This window comes from Sphingorhabdus sp. YGSMI21, assembly GCF_002776575.1.
Taxonomy (GTDB): domain Bacteria; phylum Pseudomonadota; class Alphaproteobacteria; order Sphingomonadales; family Sphingomonadaceae; genus Parasphingorhabdus.
The window spans coordinates 2,517,548-2,535,875 of sequence record NZ_CP022548.1 but is presented as its reverse complement, the minus strand read 5'-3'; the positions used below and the strand labels follow the sequence as shown (position 1 = coordinate 2,535,875).

At 58.1% G+C, this 18,328-nt stretch carries 14 protein-coding genes; 9 read left to right on the top strand and 5 right to left on the bottom strand.

Annotation, left to right across the window (positions count from 1 at the left end; all coding sequences use genetic code 11):
• The first annotated feature begins 41 nt into the window (after window positions 1-41).
• From CHN51_RS12270 to CHN51_RS12260, 3 genes are all read left to right on the top strand, one after another.
• Window positions 42-2,207 carry a primosomal protein N' gene (locus tag CHN51_RS12270; RefSeq protein ID WP_100095616.1) on the top strand — a complete coding sequence of 722 codons (2,166 nt, stop codon included), beginning with the start codon at window positions 42-44 and terminating at the stop codon, window positions 2,205-2,207.
• A gap of 123 nt (window positions 2,208-2,330) precedes the next feature.
• A complete protein-coding gene (locus CHN51_RS12265; RefSeq protein ID WP_240616715.1) occupies window positions 2,331-3,872 on the top strand; it encodes a trypsin-like peptidase domain-containing protein in 1,542 nt (513 codons plus the stop codon).
• A gap of 17 nt (window positions 3,873-3,889) precedes the next feature.
• Window positions 3,890-4,633: an NAD(P)H-dependent oxidoreductase gene (locus tag CHN51_RS12260; protein WP_100094269.1), complete on the top strand. Its 744-nt coding sequence runs from the start codon at window positions 3,890-3,892 to the stop codon at window positions 4,631-4,633.
• Window positions 4,634-4,716: 83 nt separating this feature from the next.
• Here CHN51_RS12260 and CHN51_RS12255 read toward each other — a convergent pair whose 3' ends face one another.
• The 3 genes from CHN51_RS12255 to CHN51_RS19570 form a co-directional block, all read right to left on the bottom strand.
• Window positions 4,717-7,884 carry a PAS domain S-box protein gene (locus tag CHN51_RS12255; RefSeq protein WP_164089154.1) on the bottom strand — a complete coding sequence of 1,056 codons (3,168 nt, stop codon included), beginning with the start codon at window positions 7,882-7,884 and terminating at the stop codon, window positions 4,717-4,719.
• A gap of 469 nt (window positions 7,885-8,353) precedes the next feature.
• Window positions 8,354-9,379: a bifunctional DNA-binding transcriptional regulator/O6-methylguanine-DNA methyltransferase Ada gene (gene ada / locus CHN51_RS12250; protein WP_276308582.1), complete on the bottom strand. Its 1,026-nt coding sequence runs from the start codon at window positions 9,377-9,379 to the stop codon at window positions 8,354-8,356.
• Window positions 9,376-9,543, bottom strand: a complete 168-nt coding sequence (locus CHN51_RS19570; RefSeq protein WP_123906313.1) for a DUF1203 domain-containing protein — start codon at window positions 9,541-9,543, stop codon at window positions 9,376-9,378. Before CHN51_RS19570 ends, ada begins: the two co-directional genes overlap by 4 nt.
• A gap of 288 nt (window positions 9,544-9,831) precedes the next feature.
• Here CHN51_RS19570 and CHN51_RS12245 point away from each other — a divergent pair, with 288 nt between their 5' ends.
• The 5 genes from CHN51_RS12245 to CHN51_RS12225 all read left to right on the top strand — a co-directional run bounded on the left by CHN51_RS12245 (window position 9,832) and on the right by CHN51_RS12225 (window position 14,653).
• The gene (locus tag CHN51_RS12245; protein WP_100094267.1) at window positions 9,832-10,386 is read left to right on the top strand and encodes a F0F1 ATP synthase subunit delta; all 555 of its coding nucleotides are present in this window, start codon (window positions 9,832-9,834) and stop codon (window positions 10,384-10,386) included.
• A 12-nt stretch (window positions 10,387-10,398) separates the two neighbouring features.
• Window positions 10,399-11,928, top strand: coding sequence for a F0F1 ATP synthase subunit alpha (gene atpA / locus CHN51_RS12240; RefSeq protein ID WP_100094266.1), 1,530 nt, complete (start codon window positions 10,399-10,401; stop codon window positions 11,926-11,928).
• 70 nt (window positions 11,929-11,998) lie between these two features.
• Window positions 11,999-12,874 carry a F0F1 ATP synthase subunit gamma gene (locus CHN51_RS12235; RefSeq protein ID WP_100094265.1) on the top strand — a complete coding sequence of 292 codons (876 nt, stop codon included), beginning with the start codon at window positions 11,999-12,001 and terminating at the stop codon, window positions 12,872-12,874.
• Window positions 12,875-12,899: 25 nt separating this feature from the next.
• Entirely contained in the window at window positions 12,900-14,345 is a 1,446-nt protein-coding gene (gene atpD / locus CHN51_RS12230; protein WP_100094264.1) for a F0F1 ATP synthase subunit beta, read from the top strand.
• Window positions 14,346-14,395: 50 nt separating this feature from the next.
• On the top strand, window positions 14,396-14,653 hold the full coding sequence (locus CHN51_RS12225) for an ATP synthase F1 subunit epsilon (protein ID WP_100094263.1): 258 nt from the start codon (window positions 14,396-14,398) through the stop codon (window positions 14,651-14,653).
• 22 nt (window positions 14,654-14,675) lie between these two features.
• Here CHN51_RS12225 and CHN51_RS12220 read toward each other — a convergent pair whose 3' ends face one another.
• Window positions 14,676-15,995, bottom strand: a complete 1,320-nt coding sequence (locus CHN51_RS12220) for a lipopolysaccharide biosynthesis protein (RefSeq protein ID WP_164089152.1) — start codon at window positions 15,993-15,995, stop codon at window positions 14,676-14,678.
• Between the two features lie 72 nt (window positions 15,996-16,067).
• Between CHN51_RS12220 and CHN51_RS19780 the strand changes: the two genes are divergently transcribed.
• Window positions 16,068-17,201: a hypothetical protein gene (locus CHN51_RS19780; protein ID WP_164089149.1), complete on the top strand. Its 1,134-nt coding sequence runs from the start codon at window positions 16,068-16,070 to the stop codon at window positions 17,199-17,201.
• 83 nt (window positions 17,202-17,284) lie between these two features.
• Here the strand turns inward: CHN51_RS19780 and CHN51_RS12205 are convergent, their stop codons facing one another.
• Window positions 17,285-18,205: a DMT family transporter gene (locus CHN51_RS12205; RefSeq protein WP_164089148.1), complete on the bottom strand. Its 921-nt coding sequence runs from the start codon at window positions 18,203-18,205 to the stop codon at window positions 17,285-17,287.
• Window positions 18,206-18,328 lie beyond the last annotated feature (123 nt).

Genomic DNA, 18,328 nt, shown 5'->3' with positions numbered 1-18,328 from the left:
GCGGGAATGACGGATGATGATAAGCTGCCTATAGCATGAATATGAATCGCGTTCGTGTACTCCTGCTTAATGCCGCCCTCGGTCCGCTCGATTATCGTGTGCCCGACGGCATGCGGGTAGAGCCGGGTTCGATCGTGATGGCGCCGCTGGGTCCGCGCAAACTGCCCGGCGTGGTATGGGAAGCGGACAGCTTTCCGGTCGAGGAAATCGATCCGAAAAAATTGCGCCCGCTGCTCGAGGTCCGCGATGTACCGCCGCTGCCCGCGCCGCTGCGGCGGCTGATCGAATGGACCGCCGCTTATTATTTCGCCTCGCCGGCATCGGTGCTGCGCATGGTCCTGTCGAGCGGCGCTGCCTTTGCCGACAATCGCCCGATCAGCGAATATCGCCTGAACGGCAATGTGCCCGACCGGATCACCCCGCAACGGCAGCAGGCGCTGGAAAAACTTGAAGGCGTTCAGGGTACGATCAGCGAACTGGCCAACAAGGCCGGCGTATCGATCGCGGTGATCCGAGGGCTGGAAAAGCTGGGCGTGTTCGATCGGGAGGAAGTCTCTCCCTTCGCCACCAGCGCCAAGCCTTTGCCCGATTTCGACACGGTGGATCTCAGCGAGGACCAAAAGGACGTCAGCAACATATTGATCGAGGCTGTGCGCGCCTCACAGTTCAAACCCTTTCTGCTCGACGGTGTGACCGGTTCGGGCAAGACCGAAGTCTATTTCGAGGCGGTCGCCGAAGCCTTGCGGCAGGACCGGCAAGTGCTGGTGCTGCTGCCCGAAATCGCGCTGACCGAGCCGTTTCTCAACCGTTTCGAAGCGCGTTTCGGGGCCGAGCCGCTGGCCTGGCACAGCGGCATGAAACAGTCGGAACGCAAGCGGAACTGGCGGGCCTTGGCCGAAGGCAATGCCAAGGTCATCGTCGGCGCGCGCTCCGCCCTGTTCCTGCCTTATGCCAATCTCGGCCTGATCATTGTCGACGAAGCGCACGAGACCAGCTTCAAGCAGGAAGACGGCGTCCGCTATCATGCGCGCGACGTCGCGGTGATGCGCGGGCTTTACGAGCAGATCCCGGTGATATTGGCCTCGGCCACGCCGGCGATCGAGACCCGCCATCAGGTCGAACAGGGCAATTATGAACTGCTCGATCTGCCGGCGCGTTTTGGCGGCGCGACGATGCCCGACATCGAGGCGCTGGATCTGACCCAAGACGTGCCGCCGCGCGGCAACTGGCTGGCCCCGACGCTGGTCCACGCGCTGGAGGAAAATCTCGAGCGCGGCGAGCAATCGCTGCTGTTTCTCAATCGTCGCGGCTTTGCGCCGCTGACCCTGTGCCGCACCTGTGGCCACCGGATCGCCTGCCCCAATTGCACCGCCTGGATGGTCGAACATCGCCTGACCCGCCGCCTCGCCTGCCACCATTGCGGCCATGTCATGCCGATTCCGGAAAAATGTCCCGAATGCGGCGACGAAGACAGTCTGGTCGCCTGCGGACCCGGCGTCGAACGGATTTGCGACGAGGTCAAAATGCTGTTCCCGCAGGCGCGGACTGCAATTGTCACCTCGGACACGATCTGGTCGCCACAGAAAGCCGCCGATTTCGTCCAGCAGATGGAGGCGGGCGCAATCGATATCGTCGTCGGCACTCAGCTGGTGACCAAGGGCTATCATTTTCCCAATCTGACTTTGGTCGGTGTGGTCGATGCGGATATCGGGCTGGAAGGCGGCGATCTGCGCGCCGCCGAGCGCAGTTTTCAGCAGATTGCCCAGGTCGCGGGACGGGCCGGACGGGCGGAAAAGCCGGGCCGGGTCTATGTCCAGACCCGCATGCCGAATGCGCCCGTGATCCAGGCGCTGATCGAGAATGACCGGGAGGGCTTTTATGCTGCCGAGATCGAATCCCGGCGTCAGGCGCTGGCCCCGCCCTTTGCCCGCTGGGCCGCAATCATAGTGTCGTCCGAAGATAATAAAGAAGCGATGGAGACCGCCCGCCTGATTGGCCAGACCGCGCCCAAGCTGGACGGATTTTCTGTCTTCGGCCCTGCCCCCGCTCCGCTGGCGATGCTGCGCGGCCGGCACCGGCACAGGTTGCTGGTTCATGCGCTGCGGTCGGTCGACCTGCAGAATATCATGCGCGAATGGCTGGAACAGCTGGAGTGGCCGCGCGCGGTGCGGGTTGGGGTGGATGTTGATCCCTATAGCTTTGTTTGATCCTTGATGTCGCGCAGGCTCGCTTACGCTCGCAACCACCCCAACCCCTCCTTTGAAAAGGAGGGGCGACAGAAGTGCAAAAGTCCTTTGAATGTTGCACCTATTTGAAGCATGAACCAATCCATGATTAAAAAACTGACACTCCTGCTCTCCATCCTTACCGCCACGCTGCTCACCGGCCCGGCCCAGGCCGATCCGGCCGATATCAGCGCCGCCAGCCGATCGGTGGTCCGCGTGGTGCTGGCGGCGAAAGACGGCAGCAAAGTTGCCTTTGTCGGCCATGGCAGCGGTTTCGCGGTGGCACCGGACAAAATTGTAACCAACGCCCATGTCGTCGAGATTGCGCGGCAGGAAAGCTCGGTCGTCATCGGCATCATTCCCTCGCAGGGGGGGACCAGCTATGGCGGAAAAATCATCGCTTATTCGCCCGGCAATGATCTGGCCCTGATCCAGGTCCTGGATGGCGGGCGCTTGCCGCCGATGACCATTTTCGGCGGACCGGTTGCCGACGGCGCGGATGTGGTGGCGATCGGCTATCCTGGCTCGGTCGACCGCGCCCAGGGGCTTGACCTGGACGATCTGATCAACCCGATGTCGCCGGTCAAGACCACGGGCACCGTATCCGGCGGCCGGACAACAAAGCAATTCGACACGATCCTGCATACCGCGCCGATTGCATCCGGCAACAGTGGCGGGCCGCTGATCGACAATTGCGGAAGGGTGCTAGGGGTCAACAGCTTCGGATCGATCAGCGAGGGCAATGACGCGGAATTCGGCTTTGCCGTTTCGGCGCGCGAAATCCTGAACTTCCTGCGCCAGACCAATCTCAAGGCTGGCTCCACCGCAACGCCCTGCCGCTCTGCCGCCGAGATCAGCGAGCGGGAACGCCAGCGCGAGGCGGCCGCCCGCGCGCAGGTGGCTGCGGCCAAGGCGGCAGAGGCCGAAAAGCGCGAACGGGAAGAGGCCCAATTGCGCACCGGCATCACGCAGGACATTATCGCCGAACGGGAAAACAGGATCGCGCTAGCGGCACTGATGCTGGCGCTTTCGCTGCTTGCTGCCGGCGGTGCGGGGATCCTGCTATTACAGGGCAAGCGCAACCCGGGCATCGCCACAGCGGGAGGAGCGGCGGTCCTGTTGCTTGGTGCCGTCATCATATTCCTGGCGCGCCCGGACTTCAGCGAAATCGATGATCGCGTCGCCGCAGCGATGCAGGAGAATGCTGCCGAGAAGGAGCCGCAGCAGCCCGGCATCGCGACAGCAGGCAAATATCAATGCACGATCAATCCGCAGCGCAGCCGGATCACCGTATCTCAGGAGAATGAGCTGCTCTTCGACTGGGCAGACGGAGGCTGCGTCAACAGTCGCACACAATATGGCCGCGACGGCGCCAAATGGTCCCGTATCTTCGTTCCCAATGAAGAGCAGACGGTAACGATCAGCAGCTTCCAGCCAGATCGCAGCGAATTTACCGAGGAACGCTATCTGATGGGACTGGACGCAATGACCAAAGCGCGGGCGATCAGGGCAGAATATGGCAACAGGGCCTGCACCACCGACGTCAAGGCCTTGGCCGATATCGAGGATATGGTGAAGGCGATCAGGGCCGAATTGCCGATGCAGGCGAACGAGCGGCTGGTGTACGAGTGCAGGAAAGCCGACTAGCGCGAGAGGGATTAGCCATGAGCAGCGATAGCGACAACATCAAAAAACCCAATTATTCGGGCATGAAGGCCGTTTTCATCAATTGCACTTTGACACCGTCACCGGCGTTCAGCCACACGGAATGCCTGATGGATGTCGTCCGCAAGATCATGAAAGATGCAGGCGTATCGGTTCAGACTTTCCGCAGTGTTGATCATGATATTGCTCCGGGCGTCTACCCGGACATGACGGAGCACGGTTTCGCGACGGATGAATGGCCCACAATCTCGAAAAAAGTGATGGAAGCCGAGATTCTGGTCATCGGCACGCCGATCTGGCTGGGGGACGTATCCTCGGAATGTCGCAAGATCATCGAGCGGCTCTACGCCCATTCCGGCGAAACCAACGACAAGGGGCAATATATCTTTTACGGAAAGGCTGGCGGCGTTGTGGTCACCGGCAATGAAGACGGTGTCAAACATTGCGCCATGAGCACGCTCTATTCGCTCGGCCATATCGGCTATATGATACCGCCCCAGGCCGATGCCGGCTGGATCGGTCCGATCGGTCCCGGCCCTTCTTATGGCGACGAGAAAGAGGATGGCTCCCGCGTCGGTTTCGACAGCGATTTCACCCAGCGCAACGCGACATTTCTGGCCTGGAACCTGATGCACACGGCCCATATGCTAAAACAGGCCGGCGGCATTCCGGATTATGGCAATTCGCGCGAAGCCTGGGATGACGGTACGCGCTATAACCATCCCAATCCCGAATATCGCTGAGCGCGGCTCGGGCGCAACCTGGTCCCGGGCTTCGGGGACGCGCAGGACAAGCCGCCCCGAAGCATTTAAAACCGTTATGACGTTCAGGCCTGCTTGGCCCGTGGTTCGTTGTGCTGATACCGATAGGCCAGCAGATCCTCGGCTATCGACATCAGCACTTCGACCGGTTTTTCCTGCTTGATGGCGTCTTCCAGCTGCTTTGCCACGCTTGCCATTTCTTTCTCGCCGAACGATCCCGCGGATCCGGCAAGCTTGTGCAACATGATGGCGATGTCATCGCTTTGCGCCTGCGGCCAGTCGCCGATCGTGGCCATGCCGACCGTGAGCCTATCCAGAGTCTCGGTCCGGAATTTTGCATATTTCGGGCGCAGCAGGGCAATGGTCGGGTCTTCCGCCACCACTTCGATCACCGGATCCGGTTCTTTCGAACTTGGATCAAAATACCAGTCACACACGGCTTTGTAGAGATCGTTGAACTGGATCGGTTTGGAGACATGGTCCTGCATGCCGGCTGCCTTGCAGGCATCGCGGTCTTCGGTAAAGGCATTGGCGGTCAGCGCAACGATCGGAAGCTGTTCTGCGGTGATACCGGCCTGGCGGATCCTCCGGGTACTTTCGATCCCGTCCATGATCGGCATCTGCATATCCATCAGGACAAGGCCGAAATCCGATGCGGCCCCTTCGTTTTTCGTGAGGATTTCTACTGCTTGCGAACCGTTTTCGGCCGATATGACGGTGCAGCCCATGCGCTCGAGCATCGCGGTTGCGAGCATCCGGTTGATCTCATGATCCTCGACCAGCAATATGGTGCGGTTGATAGCGGGCAATGTCGTCAGCCCGTTGTCTTCATTGGCGCGTTTGGTTTCATCTCCGCGGGGATCGACGCACTCGTTCAGGGGTATCTCGATACAGAAGGTCGAGCCCGAGCCGAACTTGCTCTCCAGACTGATATTGCCCCCCATCATCTGGACCAGCTTGCGGGAAATGGCGAGGCCAAGACCCGTGCCGCCGTAGGAACGGTCCGTATCATGCTCGGCCTGCACGAACTCATCGAATATCGATTGCTGCCGCTCTTCGGCGATGCCTATGCCGGTGTCGATCACGCTAATTCTGAACGTGCCATTGTCATCACCCGACAATTCGGCCTTGACGGTTACCGATCCTGAATCGGTAAATTTGATGGCGTTGCCGATCAAATTGGTCAGAATCTGGCGGAGCCGCAGCTTGTCATGCTCGATGAATTTCGGCAGATCGTCGGCATAGTCCAGTTTTAGAGCAAGCCGGTGATTACCCGCCGCCGTCAGCATCATGTTGCACGTACTCTTGAGCAAATGCGCCAGTTCGAAGGGTTCCGGCGACAATATCAGCAGTCCGGCGTCGATCTTGGAAATATCCAGAATATCGTTCAGCAATGCCATCATGATCTTGCCGGATTCCTCGATCAGAGCGACATATCCGGCCTGCTGTTCGTCCAGATCCGATTGGCTGAGCATTTCTGCAAAACCGAGAACCCCGTTCATTGGCGTGCGGATTTCATGGCTCATATTGGCTAGAAACGATGCCTTGGCTTCGGTGGCCGCTTCGGCAATATCGCGCGCTTCCCGCAATTCGCTCTGCCGCTGGCGCAACTCTGCAATCGCCTTGCGCTGTTCGGTTATCTCCACGATGACACCGACATAGCCGATGATATTATTATCCATGTCGAATTCCGCCTGGTTGACGGTGCGGACCCAGATTTCCTCGCCATCCTTGGTCGTGTGACAGGCTTCCCGCTCGCATCTATCGCCCGGCTTTTCGAAGCCGGTGAAGGCCTCGTCCATCTCGTGGGATGTCTTGTCGGTCAGCGCCCGCATCCATCCGTCGCCCTTGACCTCTTCCTCGGTCAGACCAACCCGTTCGCGCCAGGCCTTGCTTACATAATAAACCTTGCCCTCGGCGTCGGCCTGAAAAAAGCCGACCGGAGCGGACTCGGCGAGCCTGCGGAACCGCTCTTCACTCTTTTTCAGCGCGTGGGAAGCCGCACGGGCATCGGTTATATCGCGAATATTGCCGGTCGCTCCGTCAAAATGCCCTTTCTCGTCGCGGACCGCTTCGAGAAACACCTCAACCTGCCGTTCCTTGCCGTCAGCACGAATGAAGGTCTGGTTCAACGTGAGCGTGTTCAATTCCCCGCTGGCGAGCCTGAGATATTCGATTTCGGCCTTTTGCAGGGAATCCTTGGTCAATAATTTCGTTACAGGCCAGCCGAGCGTTTCCTTGACAGAATAACCGGTGATCGTCTCCCATGCCGGGTTCAGCAACAGCCAGCAGCCCAGCTTGTCAGTCCGGAAGACAATGTCCCGCATATTGTCGAAAATCGACTGGGTCTGGTCACGACTGAGCCGCAATTCGCGCTGCAACATGATTTGCGCTTCCAATATGCTGGCGACCGGCAGCGAACTTGCCAGCGTGAACAAAAGGAAGACCTGCACGACGAATATATTGTCGTGAAGATTGCCATCAATCAGCTGGGCCGGGCCGGAACCGTTGTAGGTCCCTATGATCGCAACGATCGCGACAACCACGACGGACAGCGAAGCGCCGACAATGCCCTTGCGGACGGCCGCAACCAGCACAAACAGGGTTACCATGAACAGAAACGGGTAGGATGACTGGCTGAAAACCAGAACCGTCAGCAGGCTGCCTGTCCCGAAAATGGCGAGATATTCGAGGTCCATCTTTCTGTTCCATTGATGGATGCCGTTGTGATTGCCGAGTATGATCGAGAAAATCGGGGCGAATATCCACATGCCGAGGCTGTGCGCTGTCATCCAGTCAAGCCATCCTAGCAGCGAGACATTTTCTCCGGACAGGGAGAACAGGAGCATAACAATCCCGCCGGCGATCAGCGGTGCGACAAGCCCGCCAAGAACCGCAAACCAGATCAGGCTGCCGAAATTGACGAAATTGGGATTGGTCCCGCATTTTCGGCGGACGAGATAGATCGCAATGGCGACTTCAATCCCGTTGACAACAGCCATCGACGACGCCTTCGGCCAGCTATCACCGGTGGCGATCGATACCGCGCATCCCATGGCCACGCATGAAAGAATATGCGGGACGGAAATACCGCCCTTATAGCGCAAAAGGGCGGCAACCAGAAAACCGTTGGAGATCCACAATGCCGAAAAGTCGGATTCTCCGCGGCTCAACATGATCCCGGCGACGGAAAGGAGGCCATAGGCCGCCGTAATCCCAGCGAAGATGGACATGCGCCTGGCAAAAGAAGCTGGCAAAGTGTCTTGATTATTCATCTGGTCACCGATCTATTCTTAGTAGAAACAGGCTTTGCAAAGCAAAAGCCGCTCCACTCCCAATTCTCAGAACGATAATGACCTGAATAACGGTCCAACGTCTTGAATGCTGCAATTGCCCATTAAACTGCCATTCCTTCGTCATTTTTCGGTTGACTGGCTCAAACCGTTGGTCCGCTGATATTAGGTCATCTGGATTTGGTTACGGCAAATGCGATAATAATTAAGGCCAATTGGCCAGAACTGATTTACCCATATAGATTCATTCGCCGCGCTCCGGAAACGCTTCGGACTGAGATATGCGTTCATCAGTTGTTGCAGAAAATCCGCCGCCGGCAGGTCATGCCGCTCGCAGATGCACGCCGAAAAACCGAAGTCTGCCGCACCAGATCATATCGGATTTTGATACAGTCCGGTGCCGGAATCCTCAGTCGCGCTCTTTTTCCAGCAGCATTTGCTTGATCTCCAGCCCGTAGGCATAGCCGCCCATCGTGCCGTCGCTACGCACCACCCGGTGGCAGGGGATCAGGACGGCGACATGGTTTGCGCCATTGGCGCTGCCCACAGCGCGCACCGCTTTCGGCTTGCCGATGGCAGCCGCGATATCGGCGTAGCTGCGGGTTTCGCCTTCGGGTATCTTGCGCAATTCCTGCCAGACCGCTTCCTGAAAGGCGGTCCCCTGAACGTCGAGCGGAATATTATGCGGGCGACCGGGCGTTTCGACCTGCGCCACCACCTGCTCGAACAAGGCTGCGAACGCGGCACCGCCTTGCTGCAAGTCCGCTTTCGGAAAACGTTTGCGCAATGCATCCTCGTCCTCGTTGAAGGACAGGCAGCAGACGCCCTTGTCGGTCGCGGCCACCATCATCGCGCCGAGCGAGGTGTCGATGACGGACCAGTGCACCGTCACCCCTGCCCCGCCATTTTTCCAGACGCCCGGTTTCATGCCCATTTTGCGTTCCTCGTAAAATCGTGAAGCCGAGCCGTAACCGGCATCGTAAATCGCATCGGTTACCGTCGCGCCGCTGTCCAGCGCATGTTTGACTCGCTCGGACCGCAAGGCCCGTGCGTAAGCGGCGGGCGACAATCCGGTTTCGCGTTTGAAAATCCGCTGGAGATGGGTCGGCGAATAGCCCGTCAGGTCCGCCAGGTCGTCCAGCCTGGGCGCGGTTTCCGCAGCGCGAATGGCATCGATCACCAGCTTGACCGCGGCTTCGTCCCTGGCAATATCATTGGGACGGCATCTCAGGCAGGCCCTGAGCCCCGCCGCCTCTGCCTGCTCCGCTCTGGCAAAGAAGCGCACATTTTCCCGTTTGGGATGGCGCGCGGCGCAGGAGGGGCGGCAATAGATGCCGGTGCTCAGCACGCCGGTGACGAATTTTCCGTCGAAGCTGCGATCACGGGCCTGCATCGCCGCCCACGCCCGGGCATCATCCACAATCTTCTGGTTCACGATTCAAACCTCTCCACCCGCGCGACGAAACATCCATAGGTTGCGTTATGCACGTCTATATAGGCAAGCTCGTCCAGTTCAAACAGCTGACGGATCGCGCGATCCGCCTCGCCGGGCAAGGATCTGGCAATATGCAGGTTCAATCCGGTCATCTTACAGGTCATGGAAATACTCCCGTTCTTGCTATCGGTCCGAATTTAAATCACCCTGCCCCATGCGGCTTCCCGTATCTTGCGTTCAAAGCCAAATATTATGCGCGCAACAATGAAAGTCGCAAAAAACTGCCGGTTCGGCTTTCCGCGAAAATGATTCCCAAAGCCGTCTTGCCTCGCAGCAAAATGGTTGCTAGACGCCGCGCATCCGTGGGCGGAATCGCAGGATTTCCGGCCAGAAAGCGGACCATTTCATGAACGGTTTTCAGACCATATAAACGGTCAGGGAGTAGCAAACGCGTGGATCAATCCAGCGGCATCAGAGCGAGTTTAGCGGGGCGTTACGCCACTGCTCTGTTCGCTCTCGCACAAGAAACGAATAGCATCGACGCGGTGCAGGCCAGCCTCAACACGTTGAGCGAAGCCCTCGCCGAATCGGACGACCTGAAGGAACTGACGAAAAGTCCGGTCCTGTCGCGTGACGACGCCAGCAAGGCAATCGCTGCAATCGCGAAGAGCCTCGGCCTCGACAAGCTGACGACCAATGTACTTGGCGTGCTGGCTGCCAATCGCCGGCTGGACCAGATCCCCGCAGTCATTCGCGCCTTTTCGACGCTGGCTTCTGGCTATCGCGGCGAAATTACCGCCGAAGTGACCTCGGCCCATCCGCTGGATGACAAACAGATTGATGCGCTCAAGGCGCAGCTCAAGAAACGTGTGGGAAGCGATGTTAGCGTTTCCACCGCCGTCGATCCGTCCATTTTGGGCGGGCTGGTCGTGAAGATCGGCAGCCAGATGATCGACAGCTCGATTAAAACCCGTTTGAACACCCTATCGCAGGCCATGAAGGGCTAAAGGAAGATACACATGGATATTCGCGCCGCAGAAATTTCAAAGGTCATCAAGGACCAGATCGCCAATTTTGGCAATGAAGCCCAGGTCTCCGAAGTCGGAACCGTGCTTGCCGTCGGTGACGGTATTGCCCGTATTCACGGCCTCGACCAGGTGCAAGCCGGTGAGATGGTTGAATTCTCGAACGGTATTCAGGGCATGGCCCTGAACCTCGAAGCGGACAATGTCGGCGTCGTGATCTTCGGCTCTGACGCTGAAATCAAAGAAGGCGACGTGGTCAAGCGGACCGGCACCATTGTGGACGTTCCGATCGGCAAGGAATTGCTGGGTCGCGTCGTTGACGGCCTCGGCAACCCGATTGACGGCAAGGGCCCGATCAAAACCACCCAGCGTAGCCGTGTGGAAGTCAAGGCGCCGGGCATCATCCCGCGTAAATCGGTTCACGAACCCGTTCAGACCGGCCTGAAAGCGCTCGACGCTCTCGTTCCTGTTGGCCGTGGCCAGCGCGAATTGATCATCGGTGACCGTCAGACCGGCAAGACCGCTGTCGCCATCGACACGTTCATCAACCAGAAGACGGTCAATGCTGGCGACGACGAAAGCAAGAAGCTCTACTGCATCTACGTAGCTGTCGGCCAGAAGCGCTCGACCGTTGCACAGATCGTCAAGAGCCTCGAAGAAAATGGCGCGATGGAATATTCGATCGTGGTTGCTGCAACCGCGTCCGAGCCTGCACCGCTGCAGTATCTCGCACCTTATACCGGTGTGACGATGGGCGAATATTTCCGCGATAACGGTATGCACGCCTGTATCGTTTATGACGATCTCTCCAAGCAGGCTGTGGCTTATCGCCAGATGTCCCTGCTGCTGCGTCGTCCTCCAGGACGTGAAGCCTATCCTGGTGACGTTTTCTATCTGCACAGCCGTTTGCTCGAACGCGCCGCGAAGATGAACGAAGCCAATGGTTCGGGTTCTTTGACCGCATTGCCGATCATCGAAACCCAGGCTGGTGACGTTTCGGCCTATATTCCGACCAACGTGATTTCGATCACCGACGGCCAGATCTTCCTCGAAACCGACCTGTTCAACCAGGGCATCCGTCCTGCCATTAACGTGGGTCTGTCGGTTTCCCGTGTGGGTTCTGCTGCACAGACGAAGGCGATGAAAAAGGTTTCGGGTTCGATCAAGCTCGATCTCGCACAATATCGCGAAATGGCGGCCTTTGCGCAGTTCGGTTCGGACCTCGACGCATCGACGCAGAAATTGCTCGCTCGTGGTGAACGCCTGACCCAGCTTCTGAAACAGGCGCAATTCTCGCCGCTTCCTTTCGAAGAGCAGACCGCGTCGATCTATGCCGGTACCAACGGGCATCTTGATACCGTCGCAGTTGACGATGTTGTGCGCTACGAAGAAGCCATGCTGGCCCATTTGCGCAGCGAACATGCCGACATTTTGAAAACCATCCGTGAAAGCGGTGACTTGGCGGATGACACCAAGGCTGCGCTTGAAGCGGCTCTGGCGGCATTCGGCAAGACATTTGCCTGATCGCTCCTGTTGCCAAAACAGAAGTGATGGGATGCCGGAGCTGTCCGGCAGGACGAATTAAGGAGCCAATATGGCTAGTTTGAAAGAACTGAAAGATCGTATCGCGTCGGTGAAATCGACGCAGAAGATCACCAAGGCCAAGAAGATGGTGGCTGCTGCCAAATTGCGCCGTGCGCAAATGGCAGCCGAAGCCGCGCGTCCCTATGCCGAGCAGATGGAAAAGGTGATGGGAGGTCTCGCCTCCAAGGTTTCGATTGACGAGAATTCGTCGAAACTGCTGGCAGGCACCGGCAAGCTGGACACCCATTTGCTGGTGGTCGCGACCTCGGATCGTGGTCTTTGCGGTGCCTTCAACGCCAATATCGTCAAGGAAGCGCGCCTGACGGCGGAGCGTCTGATCGGCGAAGGCCGTACAGTGCTTTTCTACATGGTCGGCCGCAAGGGCATTCCGATCATCAAGCGTTTCTATCCCGGCCAGATTCTGAAGCATTTCGATACGTCCGATGTCAAAGCGCCCGGTTTTGAAGAAGCCAAGGCTATCGCCGAAGACCTGACCGCGCTGGTTGAAGAAGGCAAATTTGACGTGGCCCACCTGTTCTACGGCAAGTTCAGGTCCGCACTGGTACAGGAACCGACGGTGCAGCAGATCATTCCGATCGCGGTCACCGAAGGCACCGTGGCCGAAGCCAGCGGCGCGGTCGAATATGAACCGGACGAGGAAGAAATTCTCGCCGAATTGCTGCCACGCAATCTGACCACCCAGATTTTCGGCGCTTTGCTGGAAAATAACGCGTCGGAACAGGGTGCGTCGATGACCGCCATGGACAATGCGACCCGCAACGCCGGCGACCTGATCGACAACCTCACGATTATTTACAACCGTAGCCGTCAGGCCGCGATTACCACCGAATTGATTGAAATCATCGCTGGCGCTGAAGCGCTCTAAAGCACGTACGCAAGGAAACGGAAAAATGGCAAAAACCACAAATGTAGGCCGCATTTCACAGGTTATCGGCGCTGTCGTCGACGTAACCTTTGACGGCGAGATCCCGGCAATTCTCTCGGCTCTGGAAACCGACAATAACGGCAACCGGCTGGTGCTCGAGGTTGCACAGCATCTCGGCGAGAACACCGTTCGTACCATCGCCATGGATGCGACCGAAGGTCTGACCCGCGGTCAGGAAGTAACAGCCACCGGTTCGCAGATCCAGATGCCTGTTGGCCCTGAAACGCTCGGCCGGATCATGAACGTGATCGGCGAGCCAATCGACGAACGCGGTCCGATCGGCAACAAGACCACTGCTCCTATTCACGCAGAAGCCCCTGCTTTTGTCGACCAGTCGACCGAGAATGAAATTCTGGTCACCGGCATCAAGGTTGTCGATCTGCTCGCACCTTATGCAAAGGGCGGCAAGATCGGCCTGTTCGGCGGCGCCGGCGTGGGCAAGACCGTTCTTATTCAGGAACTGATCAACAACATCGCAAAAGGCCATGGCGGTACATCCGTTTTCGCCGGTGTTGGTGAGCGTACCCGTGAAGGTAACGATCTCTATCACGAGTTTCTCGACGCTGGCGTTATCGCCAAGGATGCCGACGGTAATCCGCAGTCGGAAGGCTCCAAAGTGGCTCTCGTATTCGGCCAGATGAACGAGCCTCCAGGAGCGCGTGCCCGTGTGGCTCTCTCCGGTCTGACCCAGGCGGAATATTTCCGCGACGTCGAGGGCCAGGACGTTCTGTTCTTCATCGATAACATTTTCCGCTTCACCCAGGCCGGTTCGGAAGTGTCCGCGCTTCTCGGCCGTATTCCTTCGGCTGTGGGCTATCAGCCTACCCTGTCGACCGACATGGGCGCGCTGCAGGAACGCATTACCTCGACCAACAAGGGTTCGATTACATCGGTTCAGGCCATTTATGTTCCTGCCGATGACTTGACCGACCCTGCACCGGCAACATCCTTTGCCCACCTCGACGCTACCACCGTTTTGAACCGTGCGATTTCGGAGCTGGGCATCTACCCTGCTGTTGATCCGCTCGACTCCACCTCGCGTGTTCTCGAACCCCGCGTCGTTGGCCAGGAACATTATGATACGGCCCGTGCTGTCCAGGAAACCCTGCAGAAATATAAGTCCCTGCAGGACATCATCGCCATTCTCGGCATGGACGAGCTGTCTGAAGAAGATAAGCTGGTCGTTCAACGCGCCCGCAAGATCCAGAAGTTCCTGTCGCAGCCGTTCCACGTTGCGGAAGTCTTCACCGGCATCCCGGGCAAGTTCGTTGATCTCGAAGACACGATCAAATCGTTCAAGGCAGTGGTCGACGGCGAATATGATCACCTTCCGGAAAACGCCTTCTACATGGTCGGCGGCATCGAAGAAGCGATCGAAAAAGGCAAGAAAATGGCTGCTGAAGCGGCCTGATCCATTATATCCCTCTCCCTCACGGGAGAGGGCTTAGGAATTGAAAAGACATGGCAAACCTGCATTTCGAACTCGTAACCCCAGAGAAACTCGTCCGGTCGGAAGATGTATTCATGGTGGTTGTGCCCGGTACCGAGGGTGATTTTGGCGTATTGGCCGATCATGCCCCCGTCATGTCGACGGTCCGTGATGCCGACCTGCTCGTCTACGCCAGCGAAGGCGCTACGCCGGAAACGATTTCCGTGCAGGGCGGCTTTGCCCAGGTTGACGAGAAGGGCCTGACGGTTCTGGCCGAAGCGGTCAGCTAAACCAATATCCAGTCACCCGCTATCAGTCGGAATAGCGGGTGAACATCCACAATGCCAGATTGGCCAATAGGCTATATGCCAATATCGCATAGGCCGCGCCGAGACCGCCCTGCCCCGGTATCAGAACTGCCATCAGGCCCAGCAAAACCGTCACAGCACCTGTACGGATCCAGAGAATGGCCTTTGGGCGGCCAGATGCCATCAGATTGGGTTCGAAGTTGACGCCCCACAGTTCGACCGCGGCGGCCAAAGACAATACCAGCAATATCGGATAGGCCGGCAGGAACGCTTCTCCGGCAATCAGTTGCAAGGCCGGTTTTCCGAGCAGCAGCGCAATCACTACCAGCAACAGCGAACCAATGGCGGATATGCGGCTGGTCTGCGCGAACAGCGTTTTGCGGGCATCACCGCCCTCGTGCGAGTCCACCGCGCTCAGTTCGGCATAAACCGCCCGACCGAGCATATCGGCGAGCCGCGCAACCGCGTCTTTCAGCTGATAGGCCAACCGGAACAGGCCGGCAGCGGCAGGCCCGACAAAGAAGCCGACGACCAGCAAGGGCACCTGCTGCGCGATGGATCTGACGGTCGTGCCGAGATTGGTGATCCAGAGAAAGCTGAAAAATTGCGAGAAGCTTTTCGGTATCGCAACGATTTCGGAAAGGCGGAGACCGGTAAAACGGACGGGCGTGACCAGCCGGACCGTAACCCAATAAGCCACACAGGTAAGAATTTCCGCCGCTGCCCAGGCAATCAGGAAGCCCTTGATATCGGGCGAGAAAGTCCAGGCCAGCAGGGCGCCGCCAAATCGCGCCAGTGGCGTCATGGCAGCGGCCAGTGCGCCGTCCCGGAAACGGTCGAACAGGCGCAATATGCCGATTGCCGAGGACCGTACGCTGAGCAGGCTGACTATCGCGAACAGAATCGCCATGCCGATCATGTCATCCTGCCAGCCGAACTGATCCGCGAATATCAATATCAAACCCGTAACCAGCAATATGCCGAGCAGCGCGGAACCGATATCCAGCAACAGGCAGAATGCGGCAAGCCGGTTGACGTCGCCATCCGCCTTCCCGGCCTGAAGCTGGCTTCCGAAGCGGATGACCAGTTGCCAGCTTTCAAAGGAAACAAAGGCTGAAGCCACCTGCGCCGTCACCAGGATCAGCGTGAAATATCCGAACCCGGCCGGTTCGAGCAGCCGCGTGGCCAATGCCAGATAGAACAGGCTGAGAACTGCACCGAAGCCCTTTCCGGCCAGCAACCAGCCAAGATTCCTGACAACGCGGCTAAGCGAACTGTTGGACTCGAAAAAAGATCGAACCCCGATAATAATCTTGTTATTCAACAGTACACCTGCAATCCGACCAACAGAAAATCTTGTCCGGCGAAACCCGCCGGACATAATGGACCCATTTCTATGAAAATTGCCTTCCTGTTCATTGCAGAAGCGTATCAAACTTATCACGGCTACACCATAGCTCTGGCGCTTGCCAAGCGAGAGGGATGCGATGTCGTCGCCTATTATAATGACCCGACTGTGCCGGAGCATCTGGAGCGGATAGCCGCTGCAAATGGCGTTACCCCGGTGCCGGCGAAGCGCCTGAAACGGGGTTTCCTGGGCTGGCTTATCCAGTCGATCCGGATTCTCGGCATGGCAAAAAACCAGGTGATGCGCGCGAATATGCGGGAGCTCCTGTCCTATGACGTCATCGTCTCGGTTGAAAATACGGTCGCCTGGCTTGCCAAGAGGCGCAAATCGGACCGTCCGCTTTTCGTATTCAAGAGCCATGGCGCGGGCGACCGGGACGTCGCCTGGCATCCCCGCATCGCGGAGTTCGACCTGCTGCTACCGCACGGTACCAAAACGGCGGAGAGATATGTCGAACAGGGACTGGGCCAGCCCGCCGCGATCAGGACGACCGGCTATCTGAAAACCGACGTCACGGAACGGCTGCGCGAGGGCCAACAGGCCCTGTTCGATACCGCCCGGCCGACCGTCATCTACAATCCGCACAAGGACCGGAAACAGTCTTCCTGGCGGCAGGCGATCGAACCCATGCTGGACCAGTTCGCCGGTCAGGATATCTTCAATCTGATTGTGGCGCCGCACGTGAAAATGTTCCGCAGGCGGTCTGCCAGTGCCCGGCAGCGATGGGAAAACCGCAGCACAGATTCAATACTCATCGACACCTGCTCCGACCGGCTGCTTGATAACAGCTATACGGTCGCGGCTGATATATATATCGGGGATGTCAGCAGTCAGGTCTATGAATTTACCGCCCGGCCCAGACCATGTGTATTCCTCAATTTCAACAAGATCGACTGGCGCGACAACCCCAATTACCTGTTCTGGCAAATGGGAGAGGTCATCGAGGACCCGGCCGAGATATTCGCCGCCGTGGCGCGCGCGCGCGATCTTCACCCGCAATATATCGAGATCCAGAAGAAACTGACCAGCGACGCACTGGGCGATGATATCCGGGACGGAGCCGAATATGCGGCAGACGCAATTGTGGACTATTATCGACACGGCAGGACTCTGCGCGACTAGAGAAACACGGTCACGAACCGCAGACTGCCCCGGCTAAGCCGAAAACTGACCGGCGCGATTTCTCGCCGGATCATGCCATTCGCCTAGGCTTCCAGCACCGTCGTCGCCTTCCGGGAACTGCGCCAGAGCAGCAAGCCGCTGAATATTATCAGCAAGCCCCCGAACATCGCGGTCCGGTCAATCGGATCATCAAAGACAAAGACACTGATGGCTGTCGCGATCAGCAGCTGGATATAGACGATCGGGGCAATGGCTGCGGCCGTCGTACGCATCGTTGCCATGAACAGCAGAAAATGGCAGCCCGTCGCCGTCAGGGCGACCAACAGGCAGCGCAGGACCACATCCCAGTCCGGTGGACCCGGGACGGCCATGACGGGAACCAGCCAGTGGCCAAGCAGCGAAGCGAGAATCAGGAAAACCGCTGCCCAGAAAGCGATATAAAATTGCGCCGCGAATATCGACCGCTGGGTAGATACCATGCGGTTGAGGATCAGCATCGTCGACATGGCGAAGGCGGAAATCAGCGGCAATATGGCCACCCAGCCGAAGGCGGCCACATTGGGACGGAGCATGATCAGCACCCCGGCAAAAGCGACGATCGTTGCAACCCAAGTCCGGGGCGGCATTTTCTCTTTAAGGAACCAGCCGGAGAATAATGCGGTAAGGATCGGATTGACGAAGGATATCGCCACCGCATCAGCCAGCGGCATGATATAGATGGCGGAAAAAAAGCTGATCGTTCCGACAAATAGCGCAAATCCGCGCGCCACATGGAGCCACGGCCGGTTGACCTGAAAGCCGCGTCGGCCTTCGCGCAGGAACAATATCACCGCCAGTGCCATCGCACCAATTGAGAAGCGAAGCGCCGCTACGGCGGGCGCGGGCCAATCACCGGCCATCGACTTGATCAGCGCATCGCCGATCGGGAAACCGGCAAAGGCCACCAGCGCGAGCGTGATGCCCCCTGCTGCTGCCGTCCGTTCGCGAGAATGGTCAGCAGTCAAAATTTCGTTCCTTGCCCATATGGACGGCTTAGCCGCTGCTCTGCGTGGCACAAGTCACAAAATTGCAGGAGCAATCATCACGCTGCAATCATACTGATTTACCAGTTTATTAACCATTTTCGG